The sequence below is a fragment of the Pseudomonas sp. DR208 genome (genome assembly GCF_019823005.1).
GTDB classification, from domain to species: Bacteria; Pseudomonadota; Gammaproteobacteria; order Pseudomonadales; family Pseudomonadaceae; genus Aquipseudomonas; species Aquipseudomonas extremorientalis.
Window position 1 is genome coordinate 5,645,448 of record NZ_CP081944.1, and the last position, 17,088, is coordinate 5,662,535.

A 17,088-nucleotide genomic window follows, 5' to 3' on the forward strand; every position below is an offset into this window, starting at 1 on the left:
GAATGCTCGGCTAATTTATGCGAGCGCAGCCCATGCCCGATACCCCTCCCCCACACGTCATCATCATCGGCGGCGGCCCTGCCGGATTGACGGCCGCCGAAGTCCTGAGCCAGGCAGGCGTACGGGTGGACCTGTACGACGGCATGCCGTCCGTGGGGCGCAAGTTCCTGCTGGCCGGCGTGGGCGGCATGAACATCACCCACTCCGAGGCGTACCCGGCGTTTCTGTCGCGCTATGCCGAACGTGAGCCGCACATGGCGCCACTGCTGCGTAGTTTTGGGGCCGAGGCGTTGTGCGAGTGGATTCATGGCTTGGGGATCGAGACCTTTGTCGGCAGCTCGGGCAGAGTGTTTCCTACAGATATGAAAGCCGCCCCGCTGCTGCGCGCCTGGCTCAAGCGTCTGCGCGACCAGGGCGTGGTTATCCACACCCGGCATCGTTGGGTAGGCTGGAATGCCGAGGGCGACTTACTTATCCACAGCCCCGAAGGCGAAAAAACGGTCCGCAGCGATGCCGTGCTGCTGGCGCTGGGCGGCGGCAGTTGGTCACGGTTGGGATCTGACGGCGCCTGGCTCAGGTTGCTGGAGGACAAAGGCGTGCCTTACGCCCCGCTGCAACCGAGCAACTGCGGTTTCGAGGTGTCGGCCTGGAGCGAATTGATGGTCAGCAAATTCGCTGGCGCGCCGTTGAAAAACGTCGCCATCGGGCTGGGGGACGACAAGCCTCGGCTGGGCGAATGCGTGATCACCGCTACCGGCATCGAAGGCAGCTTGATCTACGCGCTGTCAGCGCCGATTCGCGAAGCGATCAACCGCGACGGTGCGGCCACCGTGCATATCGACCTGTTGTCGAGCAAGCCGCTGGACAAGGTCCTGGCTGCCCTGGCCAAGCCGCGTGGTTCGCGCTCGATGAGCAAACACCTGCACAGTCAGTTGGGGTTGGAGGGGGTCAAAGCGGCACTGCTGCGCGAGTTGGCGCCGGCTGAGCACTTCAACGATCCGGCGAAGTTGGCGGTGGCGATCAAGGCGCTGCCATTGACGCTGGTGAAGACACGGCCGATGGATGAGGCCATCAGCACCGCAGGCGGCGTGCCATTTGAGGCGCTGGATGAGCGCTTGATGCTCAAGCAGTTGCCGGGAGTGTTTTGTGCGGGGGAAATGCTGGATTGGGAGGCGCCGACCGGGGGGTATTTGCTGACGGGGTGTTTTGCCAGCGGCCGGGCGGCTGGGCGGGGGATGTTGGAGTGGCTCAATCGCTGAGATTGCGGTGAATTCAAAGCCGCCTTCGGGGGCAAGCCCCCTCCCACACTTTGATTTGTGAATACAGTCAAATGTGGGAGGGGGCTTGCCCCCGATGAGGCCATCAGCCGCGCTGAAGAACTTACTTCTTCTTGCGTGGCCCGGTATTAAAAACGGGCACCTTGCGCACCGGCTTGATCGAAGGCTCCGCCGGCGTCACTTCACCGCTGTCCACCCACTTGCCCAGGTTGCGCTTACCGCCACCACCGGACGTTTTAGGCTTCTTCGGTTTCTTCGGCTTCTTCACCACCTGCCCGCTGGCGTCGGTGTCCGGCACGCGGTGCTCCGGTTCGAAGTCCGGCTCCATCTTGCGGGTCAGGGTCTGACGCGTGAGCATCTCGATGGCCGACAGCATGTTCACTTCATCGGCACACACCAGGGAAATCGCCTCACCGGTATTGCCCGCACGCCCGGTACGGCCGATTCGGTGGATGTAGTCTTCAGCCACGATCGGCAAGTCGAAGTTGACCACCAGCGGCAAGTCTTCGATGTCCAGGCCACGGGCAGCCACATCAGTGGCTACCAGGATCTGCACTTCACTGGATTTGAAACGGTCCAGCGCACGTTGGCGGGTCGCTTGAGGCTTGTCGCCATGGATGCCGTCGGCATTGATGCCCAGGCCCTGCAACTTATCCACCAGCGCATCCACGCCGTTACGGGTCTTGGCGAACACCAGCACCTGCTTCCAGCGGCCTTTGCGCATCAGGTGCACAAACAGCTCCGGCTTGCGCTTCTTGTCCACCGGCACGATCCACTGCTTCACGGTGTTGGCAGCAACGTTGCGCGGGCTGACTTCGATGCTCAGCGGGTCGTTGAGCATCTGCCCGGCCAGCAGGCGGATGTCATCGGAGAAGGTCGCGGAGAACAGCAGGGTCTGGCGCTTTTTCGGCAGCATGCGGTAGATGTTCGCCAGCTCTTCCGAGAAGCCAAGGTCGAGCATACGGTCGGCTTCGTCGAGCACCAGGGTTTGCAGTTGGTTGAGCTTCAGCGCGTTCTGGCGGAACAGGTCGATCAGGCGACCGGGCGTGGCGACCAGAATGTCGACGCCCTTGCGCAGCTTCATCATCTGCGGGTTGATGCTCACGCCGCCGTACACCGCGTAGGTGGTGAGTGGCAGGTGTTGGGCGTACTCGGCGACGCTGGCGTGCACCTGCTCGGCCAGCTCGCGGGTCGGGCACAGGATCAGCGCACGCGCCGAGTTGGCGGCGACTTTCGGCCCTTCCATCGTCAACAGTTGCAGGAGCGGCAGGGCGAAACCGGCGGTCTTGCCGGTACCGGTCTGGGCCGCGGCCATCAGGTCGCGACCGGCCAGCACTGCCGGAATGGCTTGCGCCTGCACCGGCGTCGGGGTCTGGTAGCCAAGCGTCTCAAGGGCGCGCAGCAAGGGTTCGATCAGGCCAAGGGTGGCGAAAGTCATGTGTTTACCGTAGGAAAAATTCAGCGCAAGGTCGCAATGCGCCGCAGTTTACCTTATTTCCGGCTTGGGCTTGCGCCACTGGGGCAGGCTGATCAGCAGGACGGCGCTAATGATCACCAGCATGGCCAGGGCTTCTTCCAGGCCGATGGTCTCGCCCACGAACACAATCCCCAGCAATACCGCCACCGCCGGGTTGACGTAGGCATAGCTGGTCGCCGCCGCCGGGCGTACGTGCTTGAGCAGGTACATGTAGGCATTGAAGGCGATGATCGAGCCGAATACCGCCAGGTAGACCAGGGCCAACCAGCCCTCGATCGGAGGCACCGCGTGCAGCCGCTCACCGGTCAGCGCACTGCCCACCAACAGCAGCGCACCGGCAATGATCATTTCCGCCGCGCTGGCCATCGCGCCCGCCGGCAACGGCAAGTGCTTGCTCCACACCGAACCGAACGCCCAGGACGCGGCGGCAAACAGCAACAGCATCGCGCCGGTCGGACTTGATTGCAGGTTGGAGCCCATGTTGAGCATGGCAATGCCGATAATCCCCAGCACCACCCCGGCCCACTCCAGGCGGGTATTGCGCGCGCCCCAGAAATAGCCGCACAACAAGGTGAACAACGGTACCGTCGCCACCGCCAGCGCGGCCACACCGGACGCAACGCCGGTATGTTCGGCCACCGTCACCGCGCCATTGCCGAAGGTGAGCAGCAGAACGCCGATCTTCGCCGCAGCCTTCCACTGCACCCAGGTCGGCGCCGGCGCCCCGCGCCAACGCAAAAAGCCATACATCGCCAACCCCGCCACCAAAAAGCGAATCCCACCCAGCATCAGCGGCGGCCAGTACTCCACACCAATGCGGATCACCAGGTAGGTGGACCCCCAAATCACATACAGCGCAAAAAAGGCAGCGATCAACGGTAAGGGAAAGCGACGTGGGCCAGGCATTGGGCAGCTCTAAGGCAGAGAGAAGAGAGGCTTATTCTAAAAAGGCAGGTCGTTAAACATAAGTTACAAAACCTGTTTAAAACGCCGTTACACTTTTCAAAGCATGGTTGTGAAGGCTATAAACCGTGCTTTCGAAAGTCACGCGCAACCGGAGCCTTATCATGGACAAATACGACCGCATGCTCCTCAGCGCCCTGCTCGAAGACGGCCGTGCGTCCTACGCGCAACTGGCCCGCACGGTAAACCTCTCCGCCCCTGCCGTGGCCGAGCGCGTGGCCAAATTGGAGGCCAGCGGGGTGATCACCGGGTATCAGGCCAAGGTGGATTTATCCAAGGTGGGGTTGCCGATCCAGTGCGTGATTGAACTGCGGTTGACCAATCATGGCAGTCAGAAGGTGTACGACGCGCTGGCGGAAATTCCCGAGCTGACAGAATGCCATCGGGTGACCGGCGACCCGTGCGTGATCATGCAGGCGGCGGTGGGGTCGATGCCGGAGTTGGAGAGCTTGATCAACCGCGTGGCGAAGTTCGGGTTCAGCAAGACCTCGATTATTTTGTCGAGTGCGATAGAGCGACGGGTGCCGTTGGGGCAGTTGGAGGGGAGTACTAAGTAAGTCAAGTGGGGGCATGCGCCCCCCTTAAACTCACCTCAACAACCAGTTTTCACTAAGCATCAAGTTTATTTCTTGCATAGCTACTGACTTTCTCTCGAAACAGCTGATAGGAGGGCAGGTCTCGAACCGGACCGGCAGGATCCAGATCTACTGTCAGACGAGCCCGCATCTCGGAAAATCTTTTTTTGAACTTGCTCAACCTCGCACCTTGAGTTCCACTCGCCTCACAGAGGGCATCCATCAATATCTGCTTTGTATCACGTGCATCTTCAAGTCTCCGAACGGACGGAATACAGCCGATGGCTCCACGGTAAGACGCGTTTCCCGCCACACGTTTTATTGCGTTCACGTCTGCGAGCAGCCAAGTTTCTAGCATGGTAACTGGAACCACCGATATAACTCTCTCCAATTCCAACACACCTACGCTCGCTTGAGAAACTTCAAGTTCTCTAACTGCCACGCCGACGTTATCAGCATCACGATGCACAAATATTACGTCTGCATGAGGATAATATTTCGCTAGCGCCACCAACTTATCACGAACGGAGCGTCCTATAGCGGGCCTAAACATACCCAAATCAGGAACCTCACCACTGACCTCTGAAAACCCCTCTTCGATTAGTATTGTTTGTATATGCTCTACCAGCCTCAAATCCGAAGAGCCTTCCCCAGTGAGAACGAACCTTATCTTCATATGCAAAAACCCCAGGATTTACTCTTCAAATTCCATAGAGATTTGACTATCCGGCGGCAGAGCCAGATAAGCAATAATCGATCCTTTATCAATGCATTCAGAACCAGATTTAAAACGCCAGCTTTCGCGCAAGCTTTTACAGCGAATCGTAGACGCCGGCGTTCCATCCGGCCCCAAAACCTTTACGACATCTGCATATATCAAATCATCTGGAGACTCTAGCTTCACTAAAACTGGGGAGTGAGTAGCAATCAATATTTGCCTCATTGGATTATCTTCCCCTACTGGATAGCTGGTATCAACAGCCAGTTCCTTAAGCAACGCTAACATCGCTCCCATTTTTGCAGGATGGATACCATTCTCGGGCTCTTCGAAACAAAGAAGTCCTTTGAAATCCGGATCCTCGGCCATAATACATAGAGCCATGAATCTAAGAGTTCCGTCGGAAAGAGCTCTTGCTGGTAAAAACGCACCAGAGCGCTCTTTGACCTCAACAGTGAGCAATTGCCTAACTTGATCTACATCGACTCGCACATCAGATGTAGGAACAATTTCAGAAAGTCTACTCGCTATACGCGAATAGACATTCTCGTCTTTACGATATAACTTATGTAATGCGGCAGCCAAACGACCGCCATCAGCACCGACACTTGCGTCTTCGTGCATTTTGTTTGAACGTCGCATCGCTGTCGGCTCTAGAGAAAGGAATCTCCAAGATTGCATTTCTCTTCTAGCTGCCAAAATCGTTGGCCAAACAGCACTATTCGTGTTCGCGACAACCGTTTTAGGAATGTACCTAGCGGGAATTTTCTGAGGTTGGCCACTACTCCCACCATCCTGATGAAGGTGAATCTCCACAATCCCATCATCTACCTTTTGAGTAGAAATGAAACCTGCACCTTTTCTTTTATTCAAAACAACATTATCACGAAACTGTGAAACACTTAGCGGAAAATGCAAAGACTTGGTAGCCTCCCCCTTATTTATATGCACAAGCGTTTCACGCGAAAGATACAACCCCAAGGAGCCAGACTTCTCCTCTAGAGGATCCCTAGCAATTTCGACCTCATAACGCAAAAATGTTGAAGTTGCTTGAGCCTTACGGCCAAAATCATCAACTATATCCAGCGGAACAATCATCTCCACAGCCAACTTTAAACTTTCGACTCGATACTCACCATTTGTCCAAAAAATATCTAGCGGATCAGTAGATTCGGAATCCCGAACTGCCAATGCCGCCTCTACGATAGACTTGTCACTTAACAGCGAGAGGAACTTAATAGCATCAAATATATTTGATTTTCCTACGCCATTCAGACCAGCAATACAGTTAAATGGACCAAGTGACACAGAAAAATCTAAAAGATTTTTGAAACCATGAGCTTCGAGTTTGGTAAGCATGATAGCTCTCTATAATCGAGCAGCGACTAATTTATACCGAGTATCTTTGATGTGATCGCCAGACTCAAGAGATGGATTGGCTTCTTTTTCACTTAATACTGCCCCGTGGCTGAATGACGTGTAAGGCCCTACCAGCGTATGAGATTTTCTCACTCACCCGCAGGATTAATTACACAGCACTGATGCTGTGGATGACCAGCAAGACCGATCCCTTTCATTTGCGGGAAGTTTCCTAGAGAATTCCACAGCCTTGTTTCCATTGAGCCATGTGGCTAGTCTCGCTATGTCATCGAATATCCGGTGACCGGACGTGCAAGTCCGATCAGTGGAAAATGCGCAAAAGCCCTACCATCCAACGCCTGCTTTATCAGGCGGATGAAGGCGCAACAGCGGGCCGTGATGCATTTAGTAGAGATGGCCAAGGGTGTAGTGGATCGGGCGTTGGCCTGTGTGCAGCCTCGCTAAACACCGCAGAACCCATGTGGGAGGGGGCTTGCCCCGATGGCAGTGTGTCAGCCAATACATCTGTAGCTGTCAGACCGCTATCGGGGGCAAGCCCCCTCCCACATGTTGAGTTTCACATTCAGAGCCCAGTGTTCTGGAGCGTGTGGCGAGGTCAGAACCCGCGATGTTTCTTCAAGTGTTCATTGATCTTCGCCGCCGGCACTTTCTGCAAGGTGCACAGCAGGTCGTGGGACAGTTCGCGCAGGCCGTGGGTACGGCGCAGCTCCTGAGCCAGGTGCGCCGTGAGGTTGGCCGCCATCTCCGCATCCGCCAGCGCCCGGTGAGCCTGGCCGGTGTGGGGCAGTTGAGCGAAGGCGTTCAACGTGCCGAGCTTATGGTTTGGCGCCGACGGCATCAGGCGTCGCGCCAATAACAGAGAACACGCAAACTTCTGCAAACGCGTGCGGCGGATCAAGCCCAATTCGTAATCCCAGAACTTCTGGTCGAACGCAGCGTTGTGCGCCATCAGCGGCGTAGTCCCGACGAACTCATTGACCTCGTTCATCACCCGCTCCGCCGGCGGCGCGCTGCGCAGCATGGCGTTGCTGATGCCGGTGAGTTGTTCGATGAACGCCGGCACGTGCACGCCGGTTTTCATCAGGCTCTGGTAGCGGTCCACGATCTGGCCACGCTCAAGGATGACCACCGCGATTTCCGTGGCACGGCAACGGCTGCTCGGGGTGATGCCGGTGGTTTCAAAGTCGATGACCGCTATACGTTCCAAACCTGTTCCAACTCCATCTGAAGATCTATTTAAGCAACAAAGCGCCTTCGATCGGCACGTAGCGGCTGGCGGCGCGTATCAATGAATTGGCCGTCAGCCCCGGTACGCCATAGGCCACGGCCTCGACGCCATGCTTGTGGATAACCCGGTCGAGCAGCATGTCGAAATCACCGTCGCCGGAGGCCAGCACAATTTCATCGACGTGGTCGGCGGCGTCCATGATGTCGAGGGTGATGCCCACGTCCCAGTCGCCCTTGGCCGAGCCGTCGCTGCGCTGGATGTAGGGCTTGAGTTTTACCGTGAAGCCCAGGTTGCGCAGGATCTGCTGGAATTGCTGCTGCTTGCTGTCGCCACGGTCGATGGCATAGGCGTACGCCTCGACGATCTGCCCGCGCGCGCTGATGTCAGCCCACAGCGCGGCGTAGTTGAAGTGGCAACCATAGGCCTGGCGGACGGTGTAGTAGAGGTTTTGCACATCGGCGAACACTGCAATTTTCTTCACCGCACTTCCTCATGACAGCCAGGCGCCAGGGCCCGGAAAGGGTGCAAGTATGCCAGCCGCGAGAGGGTTGCCGGGAAAAATCAGACCGGGGCGACGCAGCGCCCCGGGCCAAGGTAGGTCAGACGAAGGAATCGTCGTCGCCGAAGGAGGAAGAATCGTCGGAATAATCGCTGTCGGCAAAGCTGTCCGAATTGTTGCTGCCCCAGCTGTCGTTGCCGGCGTACTTCTGGTCATCATTGCCCCAGTTGCCGTTGTCACTGGCAGGCGCTGGCTCCTCACGAATGATTTCTTCCACGACTTGCGGCTGTTGCGAATTGTGGTTGAACAGGCTGCTGATGCCTTCGGCCAGCAATACACCACCGGCCACGCCGGCTGCGGTTTTCATCGCGCCGCCAAGGAAGCCGCTGCCCACCGGAGCGGCTGGAGCAGGCTGTTGATAATTCTGCTGCGGGGCAGGTTGGCTGAACCCAGGCCGCGCCGGTTCGCGCCAGCCGCCACCAGAAGAAGGCGGTGCACTTTGAGCCGGCTGCTGATCACGGGAACCACCGCCGCCAAAGATGCTCGACAGGAAACCGCCGCTGCTCGCCGGAGCAGGCTGCGCGGATTTGGCCCTCTGCAGTTCATCCTGCAATTGCTGGATCTGCTGCGCCTGCTGCTTGTTCTGCGCGTCGAGGCTCTTGAGCGCATGTTCCTGCACCAGGATCGACTGGGTCATGTAGTACCCGGCCGCCGGTTGGCGCGTCATGTGCTCCTTGATCCGCGCTTCGGCCTGGGCGTCGCGGGGGGCTGAGTCCGTTTCGGCTTGTTGCAACCGTGAAAACAGTCCATCGATCAGGGTTTGCTCTTCGCTGTTCATGGCGACCTCGTTAGATTGCCGGTAGAAATCGTGGTGTGCCTGTCATCAGGCGCCGCTCTAGTTATGGGGGTGTTACGAGTTGTTTCAATGGTCTTTACTCAAGGTTTACGTTTGCTCACCGCCGGTGATGATCGGTTAAAGTGTTGCCCTTGCTTTCAGGCCTGCGATGAACTTGATGAATCCGTTAGACGTGCTGCGCGACTCTTTCCGTTTCACCCAACGCAACTTGGGCGCCATCGTCCAGTTGTGCTTGCCGTTGGTGATTTTCGAAGCCCTGCTGCAACAGGTGCTGAATCACGTGGTGGGCGAGGATGCATTCCCCGGCTACAGCGTGGTGGTGGGGTTGCTGGTGTACCCGCTGTACACCGGGGCCTTGATACTTTTTCTGGATGCCCGCACCCGTGGCGAGTCGCCGCGCACCAAGGATGTCTGGGCCATGGCCCTGACCCTGTGGCCGCGCTTTGCCCTGCTGACGGCCATGAGCACACTGCTGATCCTGCTGGGGCTGTCGCTGTATTTCCTGCCGGGGCTGTGGCTGATGGTGGTGCTGGCGTTTGCCGAGTACCTGCTGGTGCTGCGCGGCATGCCAGCGCTGGAGGCGATGAAGGAAAGTTTCCGCCTGAGCCGTGGGCATTTCTGGCGGATCCTGGTGTGCCTGCTGTGTGTGATGACGCCGTTGTGGCTGCTCAAGGGCGCCAGCGTAGCGGCCTACCCCGAGCCCGCGCCGCTGCTGGGCCTGTTACTGGACAGCGCCCACAGCTTCCTGCAGCTGTTTACCAGCGTGGTACTGTTCCGTTTATTCATGCTGATCGGTGGCGATGCCGACGCGCGGTGATATGCTCCGTGCCACTTCTGAAACGCTATAAGCCGAGCCGATGACCCGTTTATTGCGCATCACCTTGCTGAGCCTGCTGATCATCGCGGGGCTGTTTGCAGCCATGGTCTACAGCCTGACCTGGCGTCCCGAGCCCAAGGAAACCCTGCCGGTGAGTTGCGTTGCGCCCCGTGCGCCCACGCTGCTGCCGGGGCAGGCGCTCAAGGTCATGACCTGGAACGTGCAATACCTGGCCGGCAAGAACTACGTGTTCTGGTACGACACGGCCAATGGCAGCGGCCCGGATGATCGGCCTACCGTGGAAGACATGGCCGCCAGCCTTGACGAAGTGGCGCGGGTAATCCGCGACGAACAACCCGACATCCTGCTCTTGCAGGAGCTCGACGAAAACGCCAAGCCTTCCCACTATCAGGACCAACTGGCCCTGCTGCAAGAACGCCTGGTCGACCTGTACCCATGCAGCGCCCAGACCTTCGACTGGAAAGCCGACTTCGTGCCCGATTGGCATATCTTCGGCAGCGTCGGCCGCAAGCTCGCGACACTCAGCCGCTATCAGATCGAACACGCCGAACGCCTGCAATTGCCGGCGTCCGAGGCCAACATCCTCAGCCGCCAGTTCCAGCCCAAGCCGGCCTTGCTGCTGACTTACCTGCCCCTGAGCGACGGCGGCCAACTGGCGGTGCTCAACACACGCCTGGACGGTGACGCCCCAGGGCGCAGCGCGGTATTGGAACAAGTACAGACCACAGTCAAACTGCTGGATAAATTCGAAGGGCGCGGCACGCCCTGGCTGATCGGCGGGGATTTCAACCTGCTGCCCCTGGGCCAATTCCTGCGCCTGGACGCCGGCAAGCGCGGGCAGTATTCGCCGGACAGCGAGCTGCATCTGCTGTGGGACAAATACCCGATGGTCCCGAGCAACAGCCAATCCAGCGGCATCGACCGTGAGAAGTGGCTGACCCACTTCCCCAACGACCCCAGTGTGGAAGGGCCGGACCGAACACTGGATTACCTGTTCTACAGCCCGCAGATCAAGCGGGTCGAAGCGAAAGTGCGGCAGGAAGATACCTTGCGCATTTCCAACCACCTGCCCGTGATCGCCCGGTTCCTGCTCCCCCCCGCGCCATAACCAACAACACAAACCCATGTGGGAGGGGGCTTGCCCCCGATTACAGTGTGCCAGCCAATACCTCTCTAGCTGACAGAACGCTATCGGGGGCAAGCCCCCTCCCACATTTGGAGCCTGTGGTGTTACGACTTGCGGGGCTTGATCCGCGCCGTTGCCTCGGCCACCAACGGATCATCCGGCCAGTAATGCTTGGGGTAGCGCCCCTTCAGATCCTTCTTCACCTCGGCGTAGGTGCTGCGCCAGAAGTTCGCCAGATCCTGGGTGACCTGCACCGGCCGTCGCGCTGGGGACAGCAGGTGCAGCTTCACCACCTGGCGCCCACCGGCAATGCGCGGGGTGTCGACCAGCCCGAACAACTCCTGCAAGCGCACCGCGAGGATCGGTGGCTGTTCGCTGTAGTCCAGCCGCACCGACGAGCCCGACGGCACTTTCACATGCTGCGGCGCCAGTTCATCGAGACGCTGGGGCAGCGGCCACGGCAGCAGGTTGTGCAGGAAACTGGAGATATCCAGGTTGGCGAAATGACTCAGGCGCGACACTTTGCCCAGGTAGGGCATCAGCCAGTGTTCGAGGCTGGCGAGCAAGGCACTGTCGCTGATATCCGGCCATTCACTGGTTTTGCCGGCGTCAAGGTGGCGCAGCAGCATGACGCGGGCCTGCCATTGGCGCAGTTCCGGCGTCCACGGCAGCAGTTCCAGGCCTTTGCGACGCACCAGGTTGACCAGTGCCTGACTGCGCGCGGACTCATCGAGGCCGGTGAGGGGTTCGCGGCTGAGCACTAACTCACCAACTTTGCGTTGGCGCTCGGCGCGCAGCACGCCTTCGCGCTCATCCCAGTCGAGTTGATCGACGTTGCGCACTTGTTCGGCAAGCACCGTGTCGAACAGCGCCGGGTCAAAATCCGCCGCCAGGTAGATGCGCTCTTCACGCTGGCCCTGGCGGCTGCCCAGGTCGGCGATGACCAGCCAGGGTTGTTTCATCAGGCTATCGGCCTCGGCGAACAGCGCCGCGCGGCCGTTGGCCAGGCGGTACTCGGCACCGCCTGGGCGACGTTGCTGGGCGACGCGGTCCGGGTAGGCCAGTGCCAGCAAGGCGCCGAGCCAGCGCGGATGATCGGGGTCGGCCACTGCTTGAGTCGCCTGCGCTCTTAAATAGCCGCGGTATTGCCGGGCCAACTGCCTGGCCCGTTGCACGCCGCCTTGCGTACCGCGCGAGCGCTCTTCACCGGACAGCAGCGCCAGGCGACTGTGCAAGTCCGCACCGCCGCCGCGCAAGATATCGCGCTCGCCCAACAGCGCGGCGACATCGCACGCGGTGCTTGCCAGCCCCAGGTCCTGCCCGCGCAACAGCAGATGGGCGATACGCGGGTGGGCCGGCAGTTCGGCCATTTTCTGGCCGTGGGCGGTGAGTGCGTCGTCATTCAATGCACCGAGGCGCACCAGCAAATCCTGGGCCTGGGCATACGCGGCGGTCGGCGGCACATCCAGCCACACCAATTGATTGGGTGTAACGCCCCAGCGCGCCAGCTGCAGGGCCAGGCCGGCCAGGTCGGCGGCGAGGATTTCCGCACTGCCGTAGGCGGCCAGGCCTTCATGCTGGTCTTCGGACCACAGGCGATAACACACGCCCGGCTCAAGGCGCCCTGCCCGACCGGCGCGCTGGGTGGCGCTGGCGCGGGAGATGCGCTGGGTGTCGAGGCGAGTCATGCCGCTGCCCGGGTCGAAACGCGGTACGCGTGCCAGCCCGGCATCGATCACCACGCGCACGCCGTTGATGGTGAGGCTGGTCTCGGCAATGTTGGTCGCCAGCACGACTTTGCGTTTACCGGCGGGCGCCGGGTCGATGGCGGCGCGTTGAGCGTTGAGGTCCAACTCGCCATGCAGCGGACACAACAGCACATCGGGGCGCCCGCCGAGGACGTCGACCAGTTGCTGGTGGACCCGACGAATTTCTGCCTGCCCTGGCAGGAAGACCAGCACGCTGCCGGTTTCGTCGTGCAGGGCTTCGAGGATGGTTTGCACCACCCGCGGTTCGATGAATTCACCGGGCTGATAAGGGCGGCCCCAGCGCATCTGCACCGGGAACATGCGGCCTTCACTGCGCAGGATCGGTGCGTCATCCAGCAGGCTGGCCAGACGCTCGCCTTCCAGAGTGGCGGACATCAGCAGGATCTTCAGCGGTTGCTCATCGCGAAACAGTTCGCGGCCGTTGAGGCTCAGGGCCAGCGCCAGGTCGGCGTCGAGGCTGCGCTCGTGGAACTCGTCGAAGATCAACAGGCCCACACCGTCCAGCGCCGGGTCGTCCTGCAGACGGCGGGTGAGGATGCCTTCGGTGACCACTTCGATACGGGTGTCAGGGCCGACTTTGCTGTCCAGGCGGATGCGATAGCCGACCGTTTCGCCGACCTTTTCACCCAGCTCGCTGGCCAGGCGTTCGGCGGCGGCACGGGCGGCCAGGCGGCGGGGTTCGAGCATGAGGATGGTCTGCCCGGCCAGCCAGGGCTCGTTCAACAACGCCAAAGGCACACGGGTGGTTTTACCGGCGCCGGGCGGTGCTTCCAACACGGCTTCATGGCGATTCGCCAAGGCGTCACGCAGCGCGGGTAAAACTTCATCGATCGGCAACGAATTCATACTGGCTCCAAAGCAGAGCGGCGAGTATAACGGCGAACTGCCGAATGCCGACGATGGTCTCAAGGCCATTGCTGTAAGGCCGTTGCTATATAGTCGCGTATCCACCGTGTTCAGGAGAGTCCCCATGCGTATCGCTTCCCGTGTCATCGGCGGTGTCCTCGCCGTCACCCTGCTGAGCCAACTCACCGCCTGCGGGTCGATTTTCTACCCCGACCGCCGTGGCCAGATCGACGGCAAGATCGACCCGACCATTGCCGTGCTCGACGCCGTGGGCCTGCTGTTCTATGTGATCCCCGGCCTGATCGCGTTCGGCGTGGACTTCGCCACCGGCGCCATCTATTTCGAACCGGGCAAGACTGCCCAGGTCGACCCGGCCAAACTCCACGACGCCATTGGCGCCGACGGCAAGGTCGACAATGCCAAGCTGCAAAGCATCATCCAGAAGGAAACCGGCCGCAGCCTGCCGCTGGACGACCCGCGCATGATCCAGTTCAAAGGGAGTGTGCAGCAACTCGCGTCCCTGGGCCTGCAACCCGCCGCATAAGGACCGTCCATGACCAGCAGTCCCGAACACGCCAGGCTCTTGCGCCTGGCCACCCGCGCTTCGGTGGGCGTGGCCTGTGCGCTGATTATCACCAAGGCCATCGCCTGGTGGCTCAGCGGCTCGGTGAGCATGCTCGCCGGCTTGACCGATTCGCTGTTGGACGGCGTGACCTCGCTGTTGAATTTGCTCGCGGTGCACTACGCCTTGCGCCCGGCCGATGACGATCACCGCTATGGGCATGGCAAGGCTGAGTCGCTGTCCGGCATGGCCCAGGCGCTATTCATCGGCGTCAGTGCGGTGTTGATCGCGCTCCAGGCCTACCAGCGCCTGCAACACCCGGAGCCGGTCGGCGCACCGTGGCTGAGCATTGGCGTGATTGTGTTTTCCCTGGTCCTGACCGTGGCCTTGTTGATGCTGCAACACCGGGTGATCCGCGAAACCGGCTCCAACGCCGTGCGCGCCGACTCACTGCACTATCGCTCGGACCTGCTGCTCAACGGCAGCATCCTGGTGGCGCTGGTGCTGGCAGGGTTTGGCTACCATCAGGTGGACGCCTGGTTCGGCCTGGGCATTGCCGCCTATATCTTGTGGAGCGCGATCCAGATCGCCCGGGAAAGTTTTGCGGTACTGATGGACGAGGAGCTGCCGCCGGAGGTCAGCCAGCACATGCTGGAACTGGCCCGTGGTGTGCCCGGAGTGTTGGGCGCCCATGATTTGCGCACGCGGATTTCCGGCAGCCACTGGTTCGTACAGTTGCACTTGGAATTGCCGGGGGAATTGACGCTGTCAGTGGCCCACGGCATCAGCGACCAGGCCGCCGATGCCATTCACAAAGCCTACCCGCGTGCCGAAGTGCTGGTGCACGCCGACCCACGGGAAGTGGTCACGGGCAATAAACCCTAGTACTGCACCTGATAGCCGCGACTGCTCAGGCAGTTGCCCTGGGCCTGGCGATAGGTTTGCACCACTGCCGGGTCGGGGGCGTAGGTCACTTGCTGCGGGTCGAAACCGCTTTGCTGCACCGCCCAGCGATAGCAGTCATAACCGTCCTGCTGCACCTGGGCCGGCGATTGGCCGTTGACGGGGTACGCCACCACGTCATAGCCATTGCCTTGCGGCGCGGGCGGCGGCGGCACCTGCGTCGGTGGTTGCACGACCACGTACTGCTGGGAGCTGCTTTCGTAGGTGTAATAGGCACCCGCGGCGAGGAAGAACAGCGCGCCGCCCACCCACACTTCACGCGCGTAGTCCGGCAGGTAATGCACACGGATGCCGTACGGTGGCGTCACCACCACATAACGCGGGCCTTGCGGGCGATACCAATAGCCGCCGGAGTAGAAGTAATCCTGGCCACGGTAAGGCACACGGTAGTTGCGGTCGGGGAAACGGTCGATCACATAGCCTGGGCGATGTTGCGGGCCGGGGCCCCAGCCATTGCCATGACCGTCGGGGCGCCCTGGCCAGCGGTTGTCGCCGGGACGCGAGCCGGGCCCGCCGGCTTCCCAGTGTTGATTGCCGTCATTGCGGCGCGGGATGTCGCGGTAGTAGCCCTGACGGGGCTCCTGGGTCTGGCGTACGGTGTCGGGGCGGCCCTGGATCGGCAGGTTGTTCGACGGTTGTGGCGGTGGGGGTTGCACCGGCCGCCCCTGCTCATTGCCCTGGGGACGTCCCTGCCATTGGCCGCCACCGTTCTGGCCGCCGCGATCAAAGTGCTGATTCTGCGGGCGTGGCTGATTGTTTTCCGGCCGTGGCGGGTTGCTCTGCGGGCGCGGCTGTTCATTGCCCCCTGGCCGTCCGCCCTCCGGCCCTCTTTCATGCTGACCACCGCCTTCACCACGCGGCCCGTTGTCACGTTCGTCGGCTACTGCCTGGGCGCCAACGGTGACCACCAGCAAACCTACACCTGCCATACGCCAGATGCGCTTCATGCTATTCCTCACTGCGGATTAGGGCCTGTCCATGAGACTGGAAAAGCCAGGCCCGGTTCTCGCACAGGTTATCAGCAGGCAAAAGAAAAGGGGCGACCCGTCGGCCACCCCTTGAGAACTTCGTCCTGGCTCAACGCTTTTGACGTTGGCTCACCTCACGCCGTCTTGTGGACAGTGTGCAGCCTGGAGGCCGGCTCAACCCTGCTGGGGTAGCGGCCGCAGCGAGCCTGATTGGGCGGGCTGCTGTGGACTGTTGTCCAGGCGGTGATTCTGTTGATAAAGATACCCGTAGATGGCCGACAGATGATTGCGAAGATTGCGTCAATAAACAGTGCTTGCGCAATTTTTAACCCTTCATGGATAATTCGCCGCAATAGTTACGACAAAGGCCAACCCAATGAGCAAGCTTGACCGATACGACCTGAGTATTTTGGCGGAATTGCAGCGCGACGCGAGGATCTCCAACCAGGAGTTGGCCGAACGCATCGGCCTGTCGCCGTCGCCCTGCTCACGCCGGGTCAAGCAACTGGAGGATGACGGCTACATCGCCCGCCAGGTCGCGTTGCTCGACCGAAAGATGCTCGGCCTGAGCCTGACCGCCTACGTGCTGATCGGCATGGACCGCCATACCCCCGAGCGTTTCGAGAACTTCGAGGCGGCGATCCGCACCCTGCCCCAGGTGCTGGAGTGCAGTTTGGTGACGGGAATGGATGCGGACTATCAGTTGAAGGTGGTGGTGCCGGACATGGACCACTACCAGAAATTGCTGCTGGGGCATTTGACCCGTATCGAAGGGGTGACCAGCGTGCGCTCCAGCTTTGTGCTCAATCAGGTATTGAACAGCACCGAACTGCCCCTGACCCACCTGCGCACTTAAGATCGGTGAAGGTCAAATGTGGGAGGGGGCTTGCCCCCGATGGCTGAGTGTCAGTCAGTTATTTATCAACTGACCCACCGCTATCGGGGGCAAGCCCCCTCCCACATTTGGATTGCACTTCGATCCAGGTCAATGTTGCGTCGGTAACGCTGCCGTATACTGCCCGCCTGCCCTGTCGGAAAAATCC

At 60.4% G+C, this 17,088-nt stretch carries 16 protein-coding genes and 1 pseudogene; 8 read left to right on the forward strand and 9 right to left on the reverse strand.

Annotated features, from left to right (window positions below; translation table 11 throughout):
- Positions 1-32 precede the first annotated feature (32 nt).
- Complete coding sequence (locus tag K5K89_RS25475) at positions 33-1,259, forward strand: TIGR03862 family flavoprotein (RefSeq protein ID WP_222540470.1); 1,227 nt, start codon at positions 33-35, stop codon at positions 1,257-1,259.
- 121 nt (positions 1,260-1,380) lie between these two features.
- Here the strand turns inward: K5K89_RS25475 and K5K89_RS25480 are convergent, their stop codons facing one another.
- Positions 1,381-2,715 carry a DEAD/DEAH box helicase gene (locus K5K89_RS25480; RefSeq protein WP_071489925.1) on the reverse strand — a complete coding sequence of 445 codons (1,335 nt, stop codon included), beginning with the start codon at positions 2,713-2,715 and terminating at the stop codon, positions 1,381-1,383.
- A 48-nt stretch (positions 2,716-2,763) separates the two neighbouring features.
- Positions 2,764-3,660, reverse strand: a complete 897-nt coding sequence (gene yedA, locus K5K89_RS25485; RefSeq protein WP_222540471.1) for a drug/metabolite exporter YedA — start codon at positions 3,658-3,660, stop codon at positions 2,764-2,766.
- 161 nt (positions 3,661-3,821) lie between these two features.
- Here yedA and K5K89_RS25490 point away from each other — a divergent pair, with 161 nt between their 5' ends.
- On the forward strand, positions 3,822-4,274 hold the full coding sequence (locus K5K89_RS25490; RefSeq protein WP_222540472.1) for an Lrp/AsnC family transcriptional regulator: 453 nt from the start codon (positions 3,822-3,824) through the stop codon (positions 4,272-4,274).
- A 52-nt stretch (positions 4,275-4,326) separates the two neighbouring features.
- On the opposite strand, the gene K5K89_RS25495 is transcribed toward K5K89_RS25490, so the two are convergent.
- Together K5K89_RS25495 and K5K89_RS25500 are read right to left on the reverse strand one after the other, a co-directional pair.
- The gene (locus K5K89_RS25495) at positions 4,327-4,968 is read right to left on the reverse strand and encodes a hypothetical protein (protein ID WP_222540473.1); all 642 of its coding nucleotides are present in this window, start codon (positions 4,966-4,968) and stop codon (positions 4,327-4,329) included.
- A gap of 18 nt (positions 4,969-4,986) precedes the next feature.
- Complete coding sequence (locus K5K89_RS25500) at positions 4,987-6,369, reverse strand: AAA family ATPase (RefSeq protein ID WP_222540474.1); 1,383 nt, start codon at positions 6,367-6,369, stop codon at positions 4,987-4,989.
- Between the two features lie 375 nt (positions 6,370-6,744).
- Between K5K89_RS25500 and K5K89_RS28765 the strand changes: the two are divergent.
- A pseudogene (locus K5K89_RS28765) lies at positions 6,745-6,834 on the forward strand (DUF3077 domain-containing protein); the annotation flags it as partial.
- A gap of 151 nt (positions 6,835-6,985) precedes the next feature.
- Here K5K89_RS28765 and K5K89_RS25505 read toward each other — a convergent pair.
- The 3 genes from K5K89_RS25505 to K5K89_RS25515 all read right to left on the reverse strand — a co-directional run bounded on the left by K5K89_RS25505 (position 6,986) and on the right by K5K89_RS25515 (position 8,955).
- A complete protein-coding gene (locus tag K5K89_RS25505) occupies positions 6,986-7,597 on the reverse strand; it encodes a PolC-type DNA polymerase III (protein ID WP_092248204.1) in 612 nt (203 codons plus the stop codon).
- 25 nt (positions 7,598-7,622) lie between these two features.
- Entirely contained in the window at positions 7,623-8,099 is a 477-nt protein-coding gene (locus K5K89_RS25510; protein ID WP_025858209.1) for an NYN domain-containing protein, read from the reverse strand.
- 118 nt (positions 8,100-8,217) lie between these two features.
- Positions 8,218-8,955 carry a DUF2076 domain-containing protein gene (locus K5K89_RS25515; protein WP_068932002.1) on the reverse strand — a complete coding sequence of 246 codons (738 nt, stop codon included), beginning with the start codon at positions 8,953-8,955 and terminating at the stop codon, positions 8,218-8,220.
- 175 nt (positions 8,956-9,130) lie between these two features.
- Here K5K89_RS25515 and K5K89_RS25520 point away from each other — a divergent pair, with 175 nt between their 5' ends.
- Together K5K89_RS25520 and K5K89_RS25525 are read left to right on the forward strand one after the other, a co-directional pair.
- The gene (locus tag K5K89_RS25520; RefSeq protein ID WP_071490028.1) at positions 9,131-9,790 is read left to right on the forward strand and encodes a YciC family protein; all 660 of its coding nucleotides are present in this window, start codon (positions 9,131-9,133) and stop codon (positions 9,788-9,790) included.
- A 40-nt stretch (positions 9,791-9,830) separates the two neighbouring features.
- On the forward strand, positions 9,831-10,919 hold the full coding sequence (locus tag K5K89_RS25525; RefSeq protein WP_222540475.1) for an endonuclease/exonuclease/phosphatase family protein: 1,089 nt from the start codon (positions 9,831-9,833) through the stop codon (positions 10,917-10,919).
- Between the two features lie 122 nt (positions 10,920-11,041).
- On the opposite strand, the gene hrpB is transcribed toward K5K89_RS25525, so the two are convergent.
- The gene (gene hrpB / locus K5K89_RS25530) at positions 11,042-13,552 is read right to left on the reverse strand and encodes an ATP-dependent helicase HrpB (RefSeq protein ID WP_222540476.1); all 2,511 of its coding nucleotides are present in this window, start codon (positions 13,550-13,552) and stop codon (positions 11,042-11,044) included.
- Between the two features lie 124 nt (positions 13,553-13,676).
- Here hrpB and K5K89_RS25535 point away from each other — a divergent pair, with 124 nt between their 5' ends.
- Entirely contained in the window at positions 13,677-14,096 is a 420-nt protein-coding gene (locus K5K89_RS25535; protein WP_071489917.1) for a polyribonucleotide nucleotidyltransferase, read from the forward strand.
- Between the two features lie 9 nt (positions 14,097-14,105).
- On the forward strand, positions 14,106-14,999 hold the full coding sequence (locus K5K89_RS25540) for a cation diffusion facilitator family transporter (RefSeq protein WP_222540477.1): 894 nt from the start codon (positions 14,106-14,108) through the stop codon (positions 14,997-14,999).
- Here K5K89_RS25540 and K5K89_RS25545 read toward each other — a convergent pair.
- Complete coding sequence (locus K5K89_RS25545) at positions 14,996-16,024, reverse strand: DUF6515 family protein (protein ID WP_071489915.1); 1,029 nt, start codon at positions 16,022-16,024, stop codon at positions 14,996-14,998. The two genes, K5K89_RS25540 and K5K89_RS25545, sit on opposite strands and share 4 nt — an antisense overlap.
- A 397-nt stretch (positions 16,025-16,421) precedes the next feature.
- Here K5K89_RS25545 and K5K89_RS25550 point away from each other — a divergent pair, with 397 nt between their 5' ends.
- Positions 16,422-16,901: an Lrp/AsnC family transcriptional regulator gene (locus K5K89_RS25550; RefSeq protein ID WP_003194418.1), complete on the forward strand. Its 480-nt coding sequence runs from the start codon at positions 16,422-16,424 to the stop codon at positions 16,899-16,901.
- The last annotated feature ends 187 nt before the right edge of the window (positions 16,902-17,088 follow it).